17 protein-coding genes are annotated in these 15,567 nt (G+C 75.8%); 7 read left to right on the forward strand and 10 right to left on the reverse strand.

The window, feature by feature from the left end:
* The first annotated feature begins 47 nt into the window (after nt 1-47).
* From ACH495_RS12770 to ACH495_RS12800, 7 genes are read left to right on the forward strand one after another with little or no spacing between them, the layout of a single operon-like run.
* Complete coding sequence (locus tag ACH495_RS12770) at nt 48-1,391, forward strand: ABC transporter substrate-binding protein (protein WP_396857871.1); 1,344 nt, start codon at nt 48-50, stop codon at nt 1,389-1,391.
* 26 nt (nt 1,392-1,417) lie between these two features.
* Nucleotides 1,418-2,398, forward strand: a complete 981-nt coding sequence (locus ACH495_RS12775; protein ID WP_396857872.1) for a carbohydrate ABC transporter permease — start codon at nt 1,418-1,420, stop codon at nt 2,396-2,398.
* The gene (locus tag ACH495_RS12780) at nt 2,395-3,267 is read left to right on the forward strand and encodes a carbohydrate ABC transporter permease (protein WP_396857873.1); all 873 of its coding nucleotides are present in this window, start codon (nt 2,395-2,397) and stop codon (nt 3,265-3,267) included. Before ACH495_RS12775 ends, ACH495_RS12780 begins: the two co-directional genes overlap by 4 nt.
* Nucleotides 3,264-3,908, forward strand: a complete 645-nt coding sequence (locus ACH495_RS12785) for a hypothetical protein (protein WP_396857874.1) — start codon at nt 3,264-3,266, stop codon at nt 3,906-3,908. The genes ACH495_RS12780 and ACH495_RS12785 overlap by 4 nt, the downstream gene beginning before the upstream one ends.
* Nucleotides 3,905-4,756, forward strand: a complete 852-nt coding sequence (locus ACH495_RS12790; RefSeq protein WP_396857875.1) for a PmoA family protein — start codon at nt 3,905-3,907, stop codon at nt 4,754-4,756. The genes ACH495_RS12785 and ACH495_RS12790 overlap by 4 nt, the downstream gene beginning before the upstream one ends.
* Nucleotides 4,753-5,736, forward strand: a complete 984-nt coding sequence (locus tag ACH495_RS12795) for a sugar kinase (RefSeq protein ID WP_396857876.1) — start codon at nt 4,753-4,755, stop codon at nt 5,734-5,736. Before ACH495_RS12790 ends, ACH495_RS12795 begins: the two co-directional genes overlap by 4 nt.
* Nucleotides 5,733-6,347 (forward strand): bifunctional 4-hydroxy-2-oxoglutarate aldolase/2-dehydro-3-deoxy-phosphogluconate aldolase, encoded by a 615-nt coding sequence (locus ACH495_RS12800; RefSeq protein ID WP_396857877.1) that lies wholly within the window; start codon nt 5,733-5,735, stop codon nt 6,345-6,347. Before ACH495_RS12795 ends, ACH495_RS12800 begins: the two co-directional genes overlap by 4 nt.
* Here ACH495_RS12800 and ACH495_RS12805 read toward each other — a convergent pair.
* The 10 genes from ACH495_RS12805 to ACH495_RS12850 are packed head-to-tail and all read right to left on the reverse strand — an operon-like array spanning nt 6,340 to nt 15,294.
* Nucleotides 6,340-7,104: a hypothetical protein gene (locus tag ACH495_RS12805; RefSeq protein WP_396857878.1), complete on the reverse strand. Its 765-nt coding sequence runs from the start codon at nt 7,102-7,104 to the stop codon at nt 6,340-6,342. The genes ACH495_RS12800 and ACH495_RS12805 overlap by 8 nt on opposite strands.
* Before the next feature lie 27 nt (nt 7,105-7,131).
* Nucleotides 7,132-7,608 (reverse strand): hypothetical protein, encoded by a 477-nt coding sequence (locus ACH495_RS12810; RefSeq protein WP_396857879.1) that lies wholly within the window; start codon nt 7,606-7,608, stop codon nt 7,132-7,134.
* On the reverse strand, nt 7,605-8,525 hold the full coding sequence (locus ACH495_RS12815) for a hypothetical protein (protein WP_396857880.1): 921 nt from the start codon (nt 8,523-8,525) through the stop codon (nt 7,605-7,607). Before ACH495_RS12815 ends, ACH495_RS12810 begins: the two co-directional genes overlap by 4 nt.
* Nucleotides 8,522-9,118: a phage tail protein gene (locus ACH495_RS12820; protein ID WP_396857881.1), complete on the reverse strand. Its 597-nt coding sequence runs from the start codon at nt 9,116-9,118 to the stop codon at nt 8,522-8,524. Before ACH495_RS12820 ends, ACH495_RS12815 begins: the two co-directional genes overlap by 4 nt.
* Nucleotides 9,099-11,747: a putative baseplate assembly protein gene (locus ACH495_RS12825; protein WP_396857882.1), complete on the reverse strand. Its 2,649-nt coding sequence runs from the start codon at nt 11,745-11,747 to the stop codon at nt 9,099-9,101. Before ACH495_RS12825 ends, ACH495_RS12820 begins: the two co-directional genes overlap by 20 nt.
* Nucleotides 11,744-12,229, reverse strand: a complete 486-nt coding sequence (locus tag ACH495_RS12830; RefSeq protein WP_396857883.1) for a GPW/gp25 family protein — start codon at nt 12,227-12,229, stop codon at nt 11,744-11,746. Before ACH495_RS12830 ends, ACH495_RS12825 begins: the two co-directional genes overlap by 4 nt.
* Nucleotides 12,226-12,564: a hypothetical protein gene (locus ACH495_RS12835; protein WP_396857884.1), complete on the reverse strand. Its 339-nt coding sequence runs from the start codon at nt 12,562-12,564 to the stop codon at nt 12,226-12,228. The genes ACH495_RS12830 and ACH495_RS12835 overlap by 4 nt, the downstream gene beginning before the upstream one ends.
* Entirely contained in the window at nt 12,564-14,135 is a 1,572-nt protein-coding gene (locus tag ACH495_RS12840; protein ID WP_396857885.1) for a phage baseplate assembly protein V, read from the reverse strand. The genes ACH495_RS12835 and ACH495_RS12840 overlap by 1 nt, the downstream gene beginning before the upstream one ends.
* Nucleotides 14,132-14,890, reverse strand: coding sequence for a hypothetical protein (locus tag ACH495_RS12845; protein ID WP_396857886.1), 759 nt, complete (start codon nt 14,888-14,890; stop codon nt 14,132-14,134). The genes ACH495_RS12840 and ACH495_RS12845 overlap by 4 nt, the downstream gene beginning before the upstream one ends.
* Entirely contained in the window at nt 14,890-15,294 is a 405-nt protein-coding gene (locus ACH495_RS12850; RefSeq protein ID WP_396857887.1) for a hypothetical protein, read from the reverse strand. Before ACH495_RS12850 ends, ACH495_RS12845 begins: the two co-directional genes overlap by 1 nt.
* Between the last annotated feature and the right edge of the window lie 273 nt (nt 15,295-15,567).

Below are 15,567 nucleotides of genomic sequence, written 5' to 3' on the forward strand. Positions count from 1 at the left end.
GGCCGCCGGTGACGTCGTCGCCTCCCACAGCCGAGGAGTGAGCGCAGATGCACGCCGCAACGCCCCCCACCGCCGGCGCACCCGCCGGGCGGACCCACCGTACCCCCCTGTCCCGACGCCGATTCGTGCGCGGCCTGGCCGTCGTCGCGTTGGCCGCGCCGCTCGCGCTCGGCGCGGCCGGCTGCGGCGACGACGACGCCGCCGGCGACGGCGGCCCGGTCAAACTCTCCGTCTTCTGGTGGGGCGGCGAGGCCCGGGCCAAGCTCACCGAGGACGCCCTCGCCCTCTACACGAAGAAGCACCCCGACGTGACGTTCGAGAAGACCTGGCAGGCCAACCAGGGCTACTTCGACAAGCTCGCCACGCTGACCGCCGGCGGCAACCCGCCCGACCTGTTCCAGATCGACGACAACTACCTGGCCGAGTACGCCGGCCGCAGCACCACGCTCGACCTGGGCAGCTACCGCGACTCCGGCAAGCTCGACGTGTCGAAGTTCCCGAAGAGCCTGCTGGAGTACGGCGTGGTCGACGGCAAGCTCGCCGGGGTGGCCGCCGGGGAGAACACCCAGGGGCTGGTCTACAACAAGACGCTGCTGACGAAGAACGGGCTGCCGGAGCCGACCACCGGGATGAGCTGGGAGGAGCACATCGCCTGGGCGGAGCAGGTGACGAAGAAGACGAAGGTGCCCGGCACCCAGGACCCGAGCGCCGACTACAAGGCGCTCTGGGTCTGGCTGCGCCAGCAGGGCAAGGACCTCTACAAGGGCAAGGAACTCGGCTTCACCGTCGAGGACGTGACGAGGTGGTTCGAGCTGTGGAAGGGCGCCCGCGACCGGGGCGCCACCCCGACCGCCGACGTCATCCACCAGGGCAACGCCACCGACATCACCAAGCAGCTCGTGGTCACCGGCAAGGCGGCCACCTCCTGGGTCTGGGCCAACCAGATGCCCGACCTGAAGAAGAACACCAAGGACGAGCTGGGCGTGGTGGCGTACCCGGGCGACCCGAGCGCCCAGTGGGCCCGCGCCTCGATGTACTGGTCGGTGTTCAAGGGCAGCAAGCACCGCGACACCGCGGTCGACGTGATCAACTTCCTGAACAACGACCCGGAGGCGGTCGCGCTGCTCGGCACCGACCGGGGCCTGCCGTCCAACATGGACCTGCGGGCCAAGGTCAGCGAGACCGCCACCGACCCGGCGATGAAGCAGTCCATCCAGGTCGAGTCCGACCTGGCGCAGAAGTTCGGCCCGTCCCCGCAGGTCCCGATCAAGGGACACAGCAAGGTCAAGTCCGAGCTGACCAAGGCCGCCGAGAACGCCCAGTACGGCCGCGCCACCCCGGCCCAGGCGGCGGAGCAGTTCGTCACCGCCTGCAAAGCCGCGATCGCCTGACCCCTCGACGGAAAGGACCCGGATCCGTGGCCCTCACCACGGCGCCCGGCCGGAGCCCACGAACCGGACCGGTCGGCCCTCGCCCCACGCGGCGCGGGGCCGGCCGGGCCCGGTACGGCGAGGGCCTGGCAGGGTACGTCTTCCTCTCGCCCTGGCTCATCGGACTGATGGGCATCACGGCGCTCCCCATGCTGCTCTCGCTCTGGCTGAGCTTCACCGACTACGACATCCTCACCCCGCTGTCCGAGGTGCGCTGGGTCGGGCTGGCCAACTACGAGCGGATGTTCACCGCCGACCCGTCGTACTGGCACGCGGTGCGGGTCACGCTGACGTTCGCGCTGGTCGCCGTGCCGCTGAAGCTGGCCGCCGCGCTCGGCGTGGCGCTGCTGCTCAACCGCACCTGGCGCGGCGTCGGGCTGTTCCGCGGCCTGTTCTACCTGCCGTCGCTGCTCGGCGGCAGCGTCGCGCTGGCCATCGTCTGGGTGAACATGTTCAACCGGGACGGCGCGTTCAACTCGTTCCTCGCGCTCTTCGGCGTCGAGGGGCTGCCCTGGGTCGCCGACCCGGACTGGGCGTTGCAGACCCTGATGGTGCTGGCGATCTGGCAGTTCGGCGCGCCCATGGTGATCTTCCTGGCCGGGCTCAAGCAGGTCCCCACCGAGCTGTACGAGGCGGCCTCGGTCGACGGCGCCGGCACCTGGCGCAAGTTCCGCGCGGTCACGCTGCCCATGCTCTCCCCGGTGATCTTCTTCAACCTGGTGCTGGAGACCATCCACGGCTTCCAGGGCTTCACCGCCGCGTTCGTGCTCAGCAACGGCACCGGCGGCCCGGTCGACTCCACCCTGATGTACACGCTCAAGCTCTACATCTCCGGCTTCACCGACCTGGAGATGGGCTACGCCTCGGCGATGGCCTGGGTGTTCCTGCTGGCCATCGCGCTCATCACGGCCGTCTTCTTCAGCACCGGCCGGTTCTGGGTGCACTACTCGGACGGGGAGGACTCATGACCGCGGTGACCGCCGCTCCGGTCCGCCGCCGCCCGCGCAACCGGCAGGCGCTGCGCCTGGCGGTGCTCGTGGCGATCGTGGCGGTGGTGCTCTACCCGCTGATCTGGATGCTCGGCACCTCGGTCAAGTCGCAGGCCGAGATCGTCAACAACATCGGCCTGCTGCCGGAGACGTTCACCCCCGGCAACTACGCCGAGGGCTGGACCAACTTCGACGTCAGCTTCGGCCGGTTCTTCCTCAACAGCGCCATGGTCAGCCTGCTCACCGTGGTCGGCAACGCGTTGTCCTGCCTGCTGGCCGCGTACGCCCTGGGGCGGCTGCGGTTCCGGTTCCGCAAGGCGTGGTTCACCGTCATGATCGGCACCCTGCTGCTGCCCGGGCACGTGCTGATCGTGCCGCAGTACATCCTGTTCCGCAGCCTCGGCCTGGTCGGCGGCGACTGGCCGTACCTGCCGCTGCTCATCCCGCACTTCCTGGCCACCGAGGCGTTCTTCGTCTTCCTCATGGTGCAGTTCATGCGCGGCATCCCCCGCGAGCTGGACGAGGCCGCCAAGATCGACGGTGCGTCGCCGTACGGCGTCTTCCGGCACGTCATCCTGCCGCTGAGCCGGCCCGCGCTGGTCACCACCGCGATCTTCTCGTTCATCTGGACCTGGAACGACTTCTTCCGGCAACTGGTCTTCCTGTCCACGCTGGAGGACTACACCGTCCCGGTGGCGCTGACCCTGTTCATCGACTCGACCAGCCAGAGCGCGGTCGGCCCGATGTTCGCCATGTCGGTGCTGTCCCTGCTGCCGGTGTTCCTGTTCTTCCTCGCCTTCCAGCGGATGTTGGTCGAGGGCATCAACACCAGCGGGCTGAAGGGATGAGCGCCGACGCCCCCCGCCGGGACTGGCGGGACACCGTGGCCGAGGCGGCCGACCTGGCGCTGCTCGGCCTCGCCGTGGCGGTGGCGTCGCTGCCGGTGCTCACGCTCGCCCCGGCCGTCGCCACCGCCTCCGCCGCGCTGCACGACCGGTCCGTCACCGGAAGTTGGCCGCCGGTCCGGACCAGCCTGACCCGGTTCGGCCGCGCGGCGCCCGCCGGCGCGGCGGTCAGCGCCGTCGCGCTCGCGGTCGCCGCGCTGCTCGCCGTCGACCTGCTGGCGCTGGCCGCCGGCCGGGTGCCCGGCGGCGGGCCCGCCCTGGCGGTCACCGCCGTCGTGGTCGCGGCAGTGCTCGGGTACGCCGGCCTGGTCGCCGTCGCGGTCGGGCGCACCGGTGGCCGGGGCTGGCGGTCCGCCGCCCGGTCGACGGCACGCACCTGCGCGCGGCACCCCGGCGGGTGGGCCGCCGCGGCCGGGCTCTGCGCGCTCGCCGCGCTGCTCGCCGCGCTGGTCACCCCGGTGGCGGTGCCGATCCTCGGCGGGTACGCCCTGGCCGCGCTGCACGCGGTCGACGCCCGACGCCGGGCGCGCGCGCCGGAACCGGTCGACGCCCACCCCGCGACGATCGGGCCGGTGGCGTCGTGACCGCCGATCCCGCCGAGGAACGCCTGACCGTGGCCGGGGTCGAGGTGGCCCGCTACGTGGTGCGGCCCGACCTGGACCCGCGCCACGGCCCCCGGCCCTACCTGCACCCGGTGCGCACCCGGGCCGGTACCCCGGTCACCGACGCGCTCCCGGCCGACCACGTCTGGCACCTCGGCGCGTCCCTCGCCGTGCAGGACGTGGCCGGCGCCAACCTCTGGGGCGGCCGGACGTACGTGCGGGACACCGGCTACACCTGGCGGGACGACCACGGCGTCATCGCCCACACCGGCTGGCGGGACCGGGCCGCCGACCGGCTCGACCACGACCTCGAATGGCGGGACCGGAACGGCCGGACGCTGCTGCGCGAGCACCGCCGGCTCACCGTCGGGCCGGCCGGGGACGACGCCTGGTGGCTCGACCTGTCCGCCACGCTCACGTCCGCCACCGGCGCCGACGTCCACCTGGGCAGCCCGGCCACCAACGGCCGCCCCGGCGGCGCCGGCTACGGCGGCTTCTTCTGGCGGGCGCTCGCCGACCCGGAACCCCGGGTGTGCACGGTGGACGCGGCCGGCGAGGAGGCGGTCAACGGCTCGGCCGCGCCCTGGCTGGCGCTGTCCGGCACCGCACCGGGCGGCGGCGCGTACACGCTGGTGTTCAGCGGTCTGGGGCCGGGCGACAGGTGGTTCGTTCGCACCGCGATGTACCCGGGCGTCTGCGTCGCGTACGCGTTCGACCGGCCGGCGGTGGTCGCCGCCGACCGGCCCCGCCGCAACCGGCACCGGGTGCTGGTCGTGGACGGCCACCTGGACCGGACCGAGATCCGGGAGCGGATGACGGTGGTGTCATGACCGGTCCGGAGGTCGCCTGCGTGGGGGAGACCATGGTGGTGCTCACGCCCGACGACGGCGGACCGCTGGAGCACGCCGTCCGGTTGGCGGTCGGCGTCGGCGGCGCCGAGTCCAACGTGGCCATGGGACTGGCCCGGCTCGGCCACCGCGCCGCCTGGGTCAGCCGGGTCGGCGACGACCCGTTCGGCCGCCGGGTGGTCGCCGAGATCGCCGCCGCCGGGGTGGACGTCCGCACGGTCACTGTCGACCCGGTCGCGCCGACCGGCGTCTACCTCAAGGACCCCGGGCCGGCCGGCACCCGGGTCCACTACCACCGGGCCGGATCCGCGGCGAGCCGGCTCGGCGCGTCGGACCTCGCCGACCCGCGACTGGGCGGGGTGCGGCTGCTGCACCTGTCCGGGATCACCGCCGCGCTCTCCGACTCCTGCCGGGACCTGCTCGCGCACGCGCTGAGCGGTCCGGCGCTGCCCGGCGCCCGGACCACGTTCGACGTGAACCACCGGCCCGCGCTCTGGGCCGCCGACCGGGCCGCACCGGTCCTGCGCGACCTGGCCGACCGCGCCGACGTGGTGCTCGTCGGGCTGGACGAGGCGGCGACGCTCTGGGGGAGCGCCGACCCGGGCGCGGTCCGCGACCTGCTGCCCGGCCCGGAGCTGGTGGTGGTCAAGGACGGGCCGGTCGGCGCGACCGCGCTGCCGCGTACCGGGCCGGCGGTCTTCGTGCCGACGCCGCCGGTGGACGTGGTGGAACCGGTCGGCGCCGGGGACGCGTTCGCCGCCGGCTTCCTCGCCGGGCTGCTGCGCGATCTCGACCTGCGCGCCTGCCTGCGAATGGGACACCTCACCGCGGCGCCGGTGCTGGCCGCGCCGGGCGACACCGCGCCGCCACCCGACCCGGCCGGGATCGCCCGGGCGCTGGCACTGACGGACCGGGAATGGGCGGCGCCGGCGAGGCGGCGCGACGGAGGGAGCAGCACATGATCGAACACGACTTCGCACCACTGTTCGGCGACGCGCGGGTCATGGTGATCCTGCGCGACCTGCCGCCGGAGGAGACGGTCCGGCTCGCGGAGCTGGCCTGGGACCTCGGCATCGGCGTGGTGGAGGTCCCGATCCGTACCCCGGGGGCGGTGCCCGCGCTGCGCGCCGCCGTCACCGCCGGACGGCGCCGGGACCGGATCGTCGGCGCCGGCACGGTCCGCACCCCGGCCCAGGTCCGCCAGGCGATGAGCGCCGGCGCGGCGTTCACCGTCGCCCCCGGCCTGGACCTGGCCGTCGCGGACGCGGCGCGCGGCTACGGCATCCCGCACCTGCCCGGCGTGGCCACCCCGACCGAGGCGCAGCGGGCGCTCGACCACGGCCTGGTCTGGCTCAAGGCGTTCCCGGCGGTCAGCCTCGGCCCGGCCTGGTTCCGGGCGGTCGCCGGGCCGCTGCCGGAGGCGCGGTTCGTGGCCACCGGCGGCATCGACGCCGGCAACGCGGGCGACTTCCTGGCCGCCGGGGTACGCGTGGTGGCGGTCGGCTCGGCGCTCACCGACCCGGCGCAGCTCCCGCGCCTGGCCGCGCTCGCCGCCGGCGACCCGGTCAGCTGACCGTGCGGCCCGACGTCGTCGCGGTGGCGCGCACCGCCTTGACGATCGCCGGGATCGAGCCGACCAGCAGCACCAGCGCCCAGATGATCGCCACCACCGCGAACACCACCGCGCCCAGGTCGTCGACGACGCTGACCAGGATCACCGGCACCAGGCCGTGCAGGAACTGCAACACCACCGTGCACAGCAGCGTGGTCAACGCCAGCAGCACCAGCCCCTTGTTGCGCAGGAAGCGCGGCTGCGCGGCCAGCAGCAGCCCGGCCCAGACCAGCTTGAGCAGCAGCGCCAGCCCGAGCAGCACGGCCGCGTCGCCGACCGGGAAGAACCCCCACACCGCGAGGTACGCCAGCGTGCCGAACGGGGCCGCCAGGAACAGCGAGACCATCACCGTCAGCTCGACGAACGCGACGACCAGCAGCACCAGCGACACCAGCAGCAGCACCACCGAGAAGACCAGCGTGGCCGCGCCCTGCACCCGGCCCTGGACCCGGTCCGGCAGCACCAGGCTCAGCGCGAACAGCCCGGTGGTCCAGAGCGCCACCACGTCGATCAGCGCCAGGTAGCCGGTGCCCCGGCCGGACGGCTCGGCCACCGCGCCGACGTTGCCCAGTTCGACGCCGAGCCCGCCGGCGCTGTCCCGCAGCGCGGTGCCCGCGTCCCCGCCGCCGGTCAGCGCCGCCGCGCCCAGCTCCACGCCGACCACCAGCGCCACCGCCAGCAGCGCCAGCAGCAGGAACGGCTTCCGCAGCTCACCCACGTCGGGCCTCCCGGCGGCCGGGCCCGGTCAGGACCGGGCGAGCGTGACCGTGCACCCGCCACCTCCCGGGCAGCGCAGGAGCACCTCGGTCTCCCGGTCCACCGCCACCTTGGCCACCGTCGCGCCGTCCGGCCCGGGGGTGACCTCGTCGGTGACCGTGACGTCCGCGTCGCCGGGCGTGCGGGCGGTCACCTGGAACGGCGTCGCGCCGCGCAGCACCAGCGTGCGCAGCGCGCCCGGGTCGGCGACGCGCAGCCGGCAGGTCGCGCCGAACGCGACCACCACCCCGTCGGCGGTGGTGGTCGGGTCGGTGGCCGGCGGCACGCACGCCACGCCCACCGTCGCCGGGTCCACCGTGCCGGCGCCGCGCCCCAGCCGGGCCAGCGGGCCCGGCCCGGCGGCCGGGTCACCGACGTCGCCGTGCCGCCCGGCCGCCGCCACCAGGTAGAGCGCCACCAGCAGCCCGGCCAGCGCGACCACCAGCAGCTTCTGCCGACCGCTCATGGCCGGCCGACCGGGGTGAACCGGATCTGGTCGACGCCGGCGAAGTAGCGGTCGGTGCCCTGGGTCCGGCTCACCGCCACCAGCGTCAGCTTGTGCGTGCCCCGGGTCAGCTCCAGCGTGCCCACCTCCACGTCGGCGGTGCGCACCACAGTCGGCGTGAAGCCGAGGAACGCGTCGCCCACCTGCCGGCCGTCGACCAGCCAGATGGTGTTCGCGTAGTCGAGCGAGGTGGTGCGCACGGTGGAGAACCGCCAGGCGCCGTCCGCCGGCAGGTCCACCGGCACGGTCACCCGGTCGCCGACCGCCCGGCCCAGGAAGAACAGTTGCGCGTCGCCGGACCAGGTCACGTCGCAGCAGTTCTGCTGCGCCACCACCGCCGCCTTGGCGGCGGTGGTCGAGCTGACCTCGGCGGCGGTCACCAGCGTCTCCGCCTCCACGGTCACCGCCCCGGCCCGCGGCGTCGGCGGGGTGTCCGGGCCCCGGGTCACCAGCCAGACCGCCACGCCGGTCACCACCAGCAGCAGCACCGCCGCGGCGGCCAGCCACGGCCACGGCGTACGCTTCGGCGGCGCGACGGCCCGCACGTCGTACGTCACCCGTCCGCTGGAGCGGGAACTCTCCTCCGGGGCGGTGTTCGCCGAGTACGCGAACCCGGTCATGTCGTACCGCCGGGGCGGGGTGCCGGGCGGCACGGCGACCCGGACCAGCACCGACACCGACCCCTGCCCGGGCACCACCCGCTGCGGCTCGGTCACCGTGAACCAGGCCCGCTGGCTGCCCTCGCCGGGCGCCACGTCGACCACCACGGTGTCCGGCGCCGGGCCCGGGTTCGACACGGTGAAGGTCAGCTCCCCGGCGTTGCGGGCGTCCAGGGTGAACTGCTCGGCGGCGGCGACGACTGTCCATTCGGTGGTCATGACGGCTCCTCGGGCGGCTCGGGGGACGGGGATGAAGGCACGTGCGCCCGGCCGACCGCGCGTACCGGCCCGGGCGGGGGTGGGTCGTCGGCGGGGCCGACCACCTCGGCGGTGACCGCTGCCGGTTTCTCCGCCTCGACGATCCGGCCGACCAGCGCCAGCTTGTCGGCGGCGGCCGGCGGCACGCGCACCACCAGATGGAACGGCCGGTCCGCCGGCTCGTCCAGGACGAACCCGGTCACGCCGGTGGCCAGCTCCAGCGCGGTGCGCAACCCGTACGGGGTGCCCCGCCAGCGGGCCAGCAGCGCGCCGTGCGCGACCAGGTCACGCAGCCGGCCCAACGGCAGCGGCAGCGGCGCGTCGACGCGCGGCGCGGCGACCACGTGGTCCATCGCCACCCAGCGGGTCAGGTACGCCACGAACCCGTCGGGCGTCCGGTACGGCCCGAACAACGCGTCCACGTCGGCGAGCACCGCCTCGTCCGGGGCGTGCAGCTCCGCCATCACGTCCAGCAGCGCGCCCAGCACGCTGCCCGGGCCGGCGGCCCGCTGGTACGCGGCCGGCAACAGCCGCTCAATCGCCGTTCGGCGCATCCTGCCGCACCACCTCGATGTCGTGCTCGCCGGAGCAGAGCAGCCAGGTGCCGGGGACGGTGACCACGTCGGCGGTGGACTGGTTGGCGCTGGCCGACCAGTCCTCGCCGTCGCCGCTGCGGTAGACGCCGCGCTCGCCGCCGGCCAGCACCAGTCGGTCGCCGCCGGCGGACGGCGCGGTCGCGGCGATGGCGTCCACCGGCACGAACCGGGTCCGGTCCCGCAGCGGCAGCCCGCAGTTGACCATCACCGGCCGCCACTGCGGCTGCCCGGCGAGGGTGTCCAGCCGGACCACGCCGCCGCTCTGCGTGGCCGCCAACGCCAGCGGCCCGCTGAACGCCAGGTCCCGGCAGGTGCCGCCGATCCAACCGGCGGCCATCGACTGCCACCGCACGTCGGACTCGAACAGCCGGGTGCGGTGCGCGCCCTGGCCGGGCTTCTTCGGGTCCGGCTCGCCCGCGCCGCACCACAGCAGCGTGGCCGGGCCGTCGTACTGCACGGCCAGCACCCGGTTGTCCACGTTGGCCAGGCCGACGTGGGTGAACGTGCCGGGGCGGCCGGCCGCGGTGGACAGGTAGACGCCGAAGCCGGCCTGCGCGGCGACCGCCACGCCGGGTGCGCCGCGCTCGGAGACGAACGACCGCACCGCGTAGAAGCCGCGGTCCGCGTCGGCCGGGTCGACCAGGATCTGCAACGGCACCGCGCCCGGCAGCAGCGGCACCTCGTACAGGCCGGCGTCGGTGGCCAGCAGCAGCGCGCCGGTGCCGTCCCGGTCGATCCAGGCGAGGTCCCGCACGCCGGAGTCGAGATCGGTGAGCAGCGTCCACGTCTCGCCCAGGTCGGTGCTGAGCCGCACCCGGGAACCACCGGCGTCGCGGGCGGTCACCACCGCCACCGAACCGGCCCGGGGCACCACGCCGGGGCGTACCGGGGCGGGCGCGGGCGCCACCCGCACCACTGTCTCGTCGTCGAACCGGCCGGCCGGCTCCCAGCCCGCGCCCGCGTCGGTCGACCGGAACAGCACCGGCCCGCGCCCGGCGTACCAGGTGTCCGGCTGGTACTGGTCGACCGCGACGGTCCGGACCTGCGCGTCCGGCGCCTCGTCGACCACGAACCGCACCGACTCGACGTACCGGACGCCCGGCTCGGCGTGCTCCAGCATCCGGTAGACGTTGGACGCGCGCAGCGGCTCGCCGAACGCCCAGCCGGCCGGGTTGAGCGGCGTGGGCAGCGGGCTCAGCGTCTGGTGCAGCCGGTCGTGGATGCGGCGGCGGACCGCGTCCACGTCCTCCTCCCGGCGCACCACCACCCGGGCCCGGACCGAGACCGCCTTGTACCGCGCCCAGCCGGCGCGCACCGCCGTGCCCAGCGCGCGGCGCCGCTCCAGGTCGGCCTCGACCCGGCGGCGCGCCTCCTCCACCTCGTGCTCGCGCAGCACCGCCACCGGCAGCCGGCCGCCGGGGCGGGCCGCCGCCGGCACGTACGGCACCAGCACCACCTCCACCTCGCCCGGCCGGGCGAAGCTGTAGACGGCGGCCCGGGTGAACGCGCGCGCCCGCGCCACCGCGCCGGAGCCGGTGGCGAGGATCTCGAAGTCCCGCGCGGTCACGGCACGCTGCTGGGCGAAGAACTCGTACGGCCCGCGGGCCAGCACCGACTCCAGCGACTCCAGCTCCCGGCCGCCGGTGGCCGGGAGCGGGTTCTCCACCCTCAGCCCCGGCAGCGGGTCCCGCAGGCTTGTCAGCACGCCGGCGGCCACGTTCCCGGCCGGCCCCCCGCCGCACCGGTACCACAGCCGCACCTGCCGCCCGGCCGGCGGCACCGCCGCCACCGTGGTCGCCCCGGCCGCCCCCTCGACGGCCGGGCCGCCCCCGCTCCCGGCGTCCGGCCCGCTCCCGTCGCCGGTGGCCGGGCGCAGGTCCAGCGCGGGCGCGAACGTGACCACCCCGGACGCCCGGTCCACCAGGTAGACCTTGGCCTGCGGGCCCAGGCCGGCGAAGCTGTCCACCGGCCGCCAGATCTCGTACGTGCGCCCCTCGTGCTCGCGGGCCGCGGCGCCCGGCTCCACCGCGCCGGCCGGCACCTCCACCCCGAGCAGCAGGTCCAGCGTCTCGGTGGTCCGGGTCAGCGGCGCGCGGGCGGCCCGGAACGCCTGCCCGGGCTGGCCGGTGCCGGTGCCCAGCAGCTCCGCCTCGACCGGCTCGCAGTGGTGCACGCGTACCGTCACCTCGGTCTCGCCGGCGGACAACACGGCCGGTTCGGTGGTCACGAAGACGACCGGCCGGGGGTCCACGCCGCGGGCGGCGGCGACCCGGGTGCCGGCCGGCACCCGCACCGGGCCGCGATCCGGGCCGGTGCGGACGAGGCGGACGTCCGCCCAGGCCGCCGCCGGCGGGTGCCGGGTCGCGCCCAGCAGGTTCAGGAACGCCACGTACGCCTTCTCCGGCAACTGGTTCAGCCGGTAGATCATCACCTCGGTCAGGTAGGCGAACGCCTCCAGCAGCGCCATCCCCGGGTCGTGCGCGGACAGGTCGGTCCAGTCCGGGCAGGAGCGGCGGATCCGTTCCCGGGCCTCGGTGACCAGGTCGAGGAAGGCGCGGTCGTCCAGGTGCGGCACCGGCAGCGTCATGGCGTGGCCTCCTCACCGGGGCAACCGCCGGGGCGGCCGCCGGGCCGGTCGCCCGGGTCGTCACCGGGCTCGTCGTCGGGCGGCAGCAGGTCGACGGAGAACACGAGCTGGCCGGGGGAGAGGCTGGCCCGCACCCGGTAGTCCAGCCGGATCACCAGGCGCCACGGGTCGTCCGGGTCCGGCCCGGCGTCCACGTCGAGCACCTCCACCCGCGGCTCCCAGCGCCGGATCGCCTGCCGCACGTAGTGGATGGCCAGACCGGCGGTGGTGTCGTCGTTCGGGGCGAAGACCAGCCGGTGCAGCCGCGACCCGTACCCGGGACGCATCAGCCGCTCGCCCGGCGTGGTGGACAGCAGCAGGTACAGCGCCTGGCGTACCGTCTCGTCGCCGTCGGTCATGGCGAGCCCGCCGGCGGCGGTCAGCGCGAGCCCGCCGGCGCGGCCGGCGTCGAAGCCGGCGCCGACGAACCGGAAGGCCCTCACCGGTCCGCCCCCAGGAACATCTGCCGCGGGTCGCGGACCTGGTGGTGCACGGTCCCCGGCGGCGTGCCGTCGGTGAGGCCGTCCAGGTGCGACAGCACCACCGGCTGCCGGTCCACCCGCAGCCAGGCGCTGTAGCCGACCGTCACGGTCATCGTGTGCAGGCAGGGTTTGACCGTCGGGCCGTAGTTCGGGCACGCGGTGATGTCGCGCCCCTCCGGGTCCGGCCGCACCAGCACCGGCACGCCCCGAACGGTGACCCAGCGCTGCGACGGACGGTTCGCCACCCGCCCGTCGTGGCCGCAGGTGATCAGCGAGTCACGGTGGATCCAGCGCATCAGCCACCTCCGGAGGAACGGGCGAGCGTACGGGCCTGCGTGGCGGCGGTCTCGGCGTCCTCGACCGCCGGGGCGTGCAGGAAGTCGACTGTCTTCGCGCGCACCACCATGGCCCGGCCCGGCGCGGAGAGCACCAGGTCACCGGCGGCGTGCACGGTGGTCAGCTCGGGACGCAGCTCGACGAAGCTGCCCGCGTCGGTGGCCAGCCGCAGCGTGCGCCCGTCGTCGTCGATCACGATGGACTGGCCGGTGCCGGTCCGCATCGACCAGCGGCGGGACCGCCCCGACACGATCCCCGCGTCGTACGGCTCGACCGCGCCGAACAGCGAGCCGAGCACCACGCCCGAGGCCGGCTCGCCACCGGGCAACGCCACCAGCACGGTGTCCTCCGGGTCGGGCAGCGCGACGATCCCCTTGCCCCGGCCCGCACCCGGACAGAGCACGGCGAGCCAGCCGGCGTCCAGGTCCCCGTACGCCGGCAACGTCACCCGGGCCCGGCCCAGCGCGTCCGGGTCGTCGACGTCGGTGACCGTGCCGAGCGTGACGGTCGCCGCCGGCGGCACGGCCACCGGCGGCGGCTCGGGCGGGGCGGTGGAGAACCGGGTCAGGTGGCCGTCGGCGTCCACCGTGTGCACCACCTCGGTGAGCACGTACACGCCGGCCACCGGCTCCGGGACGCCGGCCAGCGCGATCCGCCGACCCGGCCGCAACGCCGGGTCGCCCTCGGCCGTGCCCTCGACCGTGACCAGCGCGGCGACCCGCGCGTCCAGTGCCGCCTGGGCCAGCGCGGCCAGCTCGTCGTCGCTGCGCCCCGGCTGGTCCACCGCGGTACGCACCCCGTCCGCGCCGACGTCGCCGGGCGCCGGGCGCAGCGGGATCCGCCGTCCGCTGCGCGCCTCACCGGCCCGCTGGCCCAGCGGCTCGGCGCGCTGCGGGTGCCAGCCCAGCGCCGCGCACTCCGCCCCGGCCCGGTCCAGGTTCTCGGTGACGCGCAGCGCGTGCACGCTCTCGCCGAGCGTCAGCGGCACCGGCTCGCCGTGGCCGTCGAGGGTGAGCAGCCGCAGCCGGTCGCCGTCCACGCTCAGGTGCAGCCCGGCCCGACCGGCCACCTCGCACAGCAGCTCCAGGTCGGTGTGCCGGTGCTGGAGCAGCCGGTCCAGGCGCGGCCCGTCGGCCTCGGCGGCCACCTCCAGCCCCAGCCCGGCGCACAGCTCCCCGGCCAGCTCGGCGGCCGTCACCGACTCGAACACCCGCAGCTCCTGCCGCTTGCGCAGCCGGTGCAGCGGGTCGTACGCCCGGAGCCGCAGCAGCGCGGCGCCGTCGCCCGCGTACTCCACCTCCACGGCGGTCACCTCGCCGGTGAACAGCGCGTCCGGGTGGCCGTCCAGGCGGACGTCGAGCGTCGCGCCGGGGCGTACCGGTGGGTCGAGGGCGCCCGCGCCGGGCGCGGTGGCCAGCGCCAGCTCACACTGCGTCGGCTGGTCCAGCCGGGCGGCGACCCGGACCCCACGCAGTCGCCCCGGCTCGGTCAGCGGCCGGCCGTCCACCCGTACCGCCACTGCCCGCCTCACCGCACGCCTCCCGTGGCCGTCGCCCCGGGTGGGGGCGCGACGGCGTCGGTCGGGGGCACCGCCAGTGCGGTGCCGGCCGGCACGGCGAGCGGGTCGGTGATCCGGTTGTGCTCGGCGAGCAACCGCCAGCGCAGCGGCGAGCCCAACGCGTCGTGGGCCAGCAGGTCGAAGCGCACCCCCGACCAGCCCGGCTCGGCCGCGCCGTCCGCGGCGGCCACCACCGCCGAGCCGGGCGCCACGGTCGGGGTGCTCGCGGCGGCCAGCTCCGCCTCGAAGCCGGCCTGGGCCGCCTCGGCGCTCTCCGCCACCCGGACCAGCCGCAGCCGCAGCCAGGAACGCCGGGGCGTGCCGGTGAGCGTGAACGCGTCGAAGCGTTCCGCGATCGCCGCGATCACGCCCGGCACGTTCCAGGTCTTGCCCCAGACCAGCCGGACCAGCGGCGGACGGGGCCAGCCGTGCTCGACAGTCGAGTTCTCGGCGAGCATCCACAGCGGGCGGGTCAGCGCGCGGACGTCCTCGGGACGGGCCGGGGACTCCACGAAGTCGAGGTCGAAGAGCAGGTCCAGCACCAGTTCGGTGCGCCCGCCGCCGGTGAAGACCAACGGATCGTCGGCCAGGCCGGCGCCGGTGAGCGACCCGTCCGGCCCGCCGCGCCGACGTACCCCGGCCAGCCGGGTGACCTGCACGGTCTCCGGATTGAGCAGGCAGTCGACCCGGGTGCCGGACTCGTCCACGAGGAAGGCGACGCGCTCCATCAGCCACCCGCCTGTTCCCGGTCCAGCCGGGCGTCCCGGAACAGGACGCCACCCGCGACCGGGAGCCGGACCGCCGGCTCGTCCGGCAGCGCCGGCCACGGGTCCCGGTGCGCCGTGCCCGCCTGCGTCGTCCCGCCCGCGCCGGTCGGCTGCCCCACCCCGAACGGTCGCCCCGCGCCGCCGGCCCGGCCCGTGCCGGTCTCGTCCGGCAGGGCCGGCCACGGGTCGACCGGCCGGCGCCGGCCTCCGTCGTGCTCCGGCGGCGGCGGCGACGGATGCGGTCGCCGCCACGACGGCGGCACCGGAAACCCGCCGCCGCGCACCGGGTCGACCCCGTCGTGTCCGGCCCGGTCGGATCCGTCGACCGGGCCCCGCGGCGCGGGCCCGAACGACAGCGGGAGCACACCCGCCCGCTCCGACCACCCGTCCGCCCCGGCGCGCGCCGACCCGACGGCGGCGTCGGGCCGACGCCCTTCCCGGCCACCACGAGGGGAGTCGGCCGCCGCGCGTCGGCCCGACGCCCGCGACCAGCCCGGCCCGGCTCCACCGGGTACGTCCACCCGGTCCGCGCCCTGGTCGGGCCCTCGGGTGCCGCTCGGCCATCGGGTGTCGGCCGGCCACCCCGTGTCGGCCGGCTGTCCGGTGTCGCTCGGCTGTCCGGTGTCGCTCGGCCGTCT

Origin of the sequence: Micromonospora sp. NPDC018662 (assembly GCF_044391475.1) — a bacterium.
GTDB lineage: Bacteria > Actinomycetota > Actinomycetes > Mycobacteriales > Micromonosporaceae > Micromonospora.

Bases quoted from the DNA above. Each gene is read 5' to 3' on its own strand.
- ACH495_RS12795 (WP_396857876.1), top strand. From the start codon at position 4,753: ATGACCGGTCCGGAGGTCGCCTGCGTGGGGGAGACCATGGTGGTGCTC.
- ACH495_RS12770 (WP_396857871.1), top strand. From the start codon at position 48: ATGCACGCCGCAACGCCCCCCACCGCCGGCGCACCCGCCGGGCGGACC.
- ACH495_RS12810 (WP_396857879.1), bottom strand. From the start codon at position 7,608: ATGAGCGGTCGGCAGAAGCTGCTGGTGGTCGCGCTGGCCGGGCTGCTG.
- ACH495_RS12835 (WP_396857884.1), bottom strand. From the start codon at position 12,564: ATGCGCTGGATCCACCGTGACTCGCTGATCACCTGCGGCCACGACGGG.
- ACH495_RS12785 (WP_396857874.1), top strand. From the start codon at position 3,264: ATGAGCGCCGACGCCCCCCGCCGGGACTGGCGGGACACCGTGGCCGAG.
- ACH495_RS12800 (WP_396857877.1), top strand. From the start codon at position 5,733: ATGATCGAACACGACTTCGCACCACTGTTCGGCGACGCGCGGGTCATG.
- ACH495_RS12780 (WP_396857873.1), top strand. From the start codon at position 2,395: ATGACCGCGGTGACCGCCGCTCCGGTCCGCCGCCGCCCGCGCAACCGG.
- ACH495_RS12820 (WP_396857881.1), bottom strand. From the start codon at position 9,118: ATGCGCCGAACGGCGATTGAGCGGCTGTTGCCGGCCGCGTACCAGCGG.
- ACH495_RS12825 (WP_396857882.1), bottom strand. From the start codon at position 11,747: ATGACGCTGCCGGTGCCGCACCTGGACGACCGCGCCTTCCTCGACCTG.
- ACH495_RS12815 (WP_396857880.1), bottom strand. From the start codon at position 8,525: ATGACCACCGAATGGACAGTCGTCGCCGCCGCCGAGCAGTTCACCCTG.
- ACH495_RS12845 (WP_396857886.1), bottom strand. From the start codon at position 14,890: ATGGAGCGCGTCGCCTTCCTCGTGGACGAGTCCGGCACCCGGGTCGAC.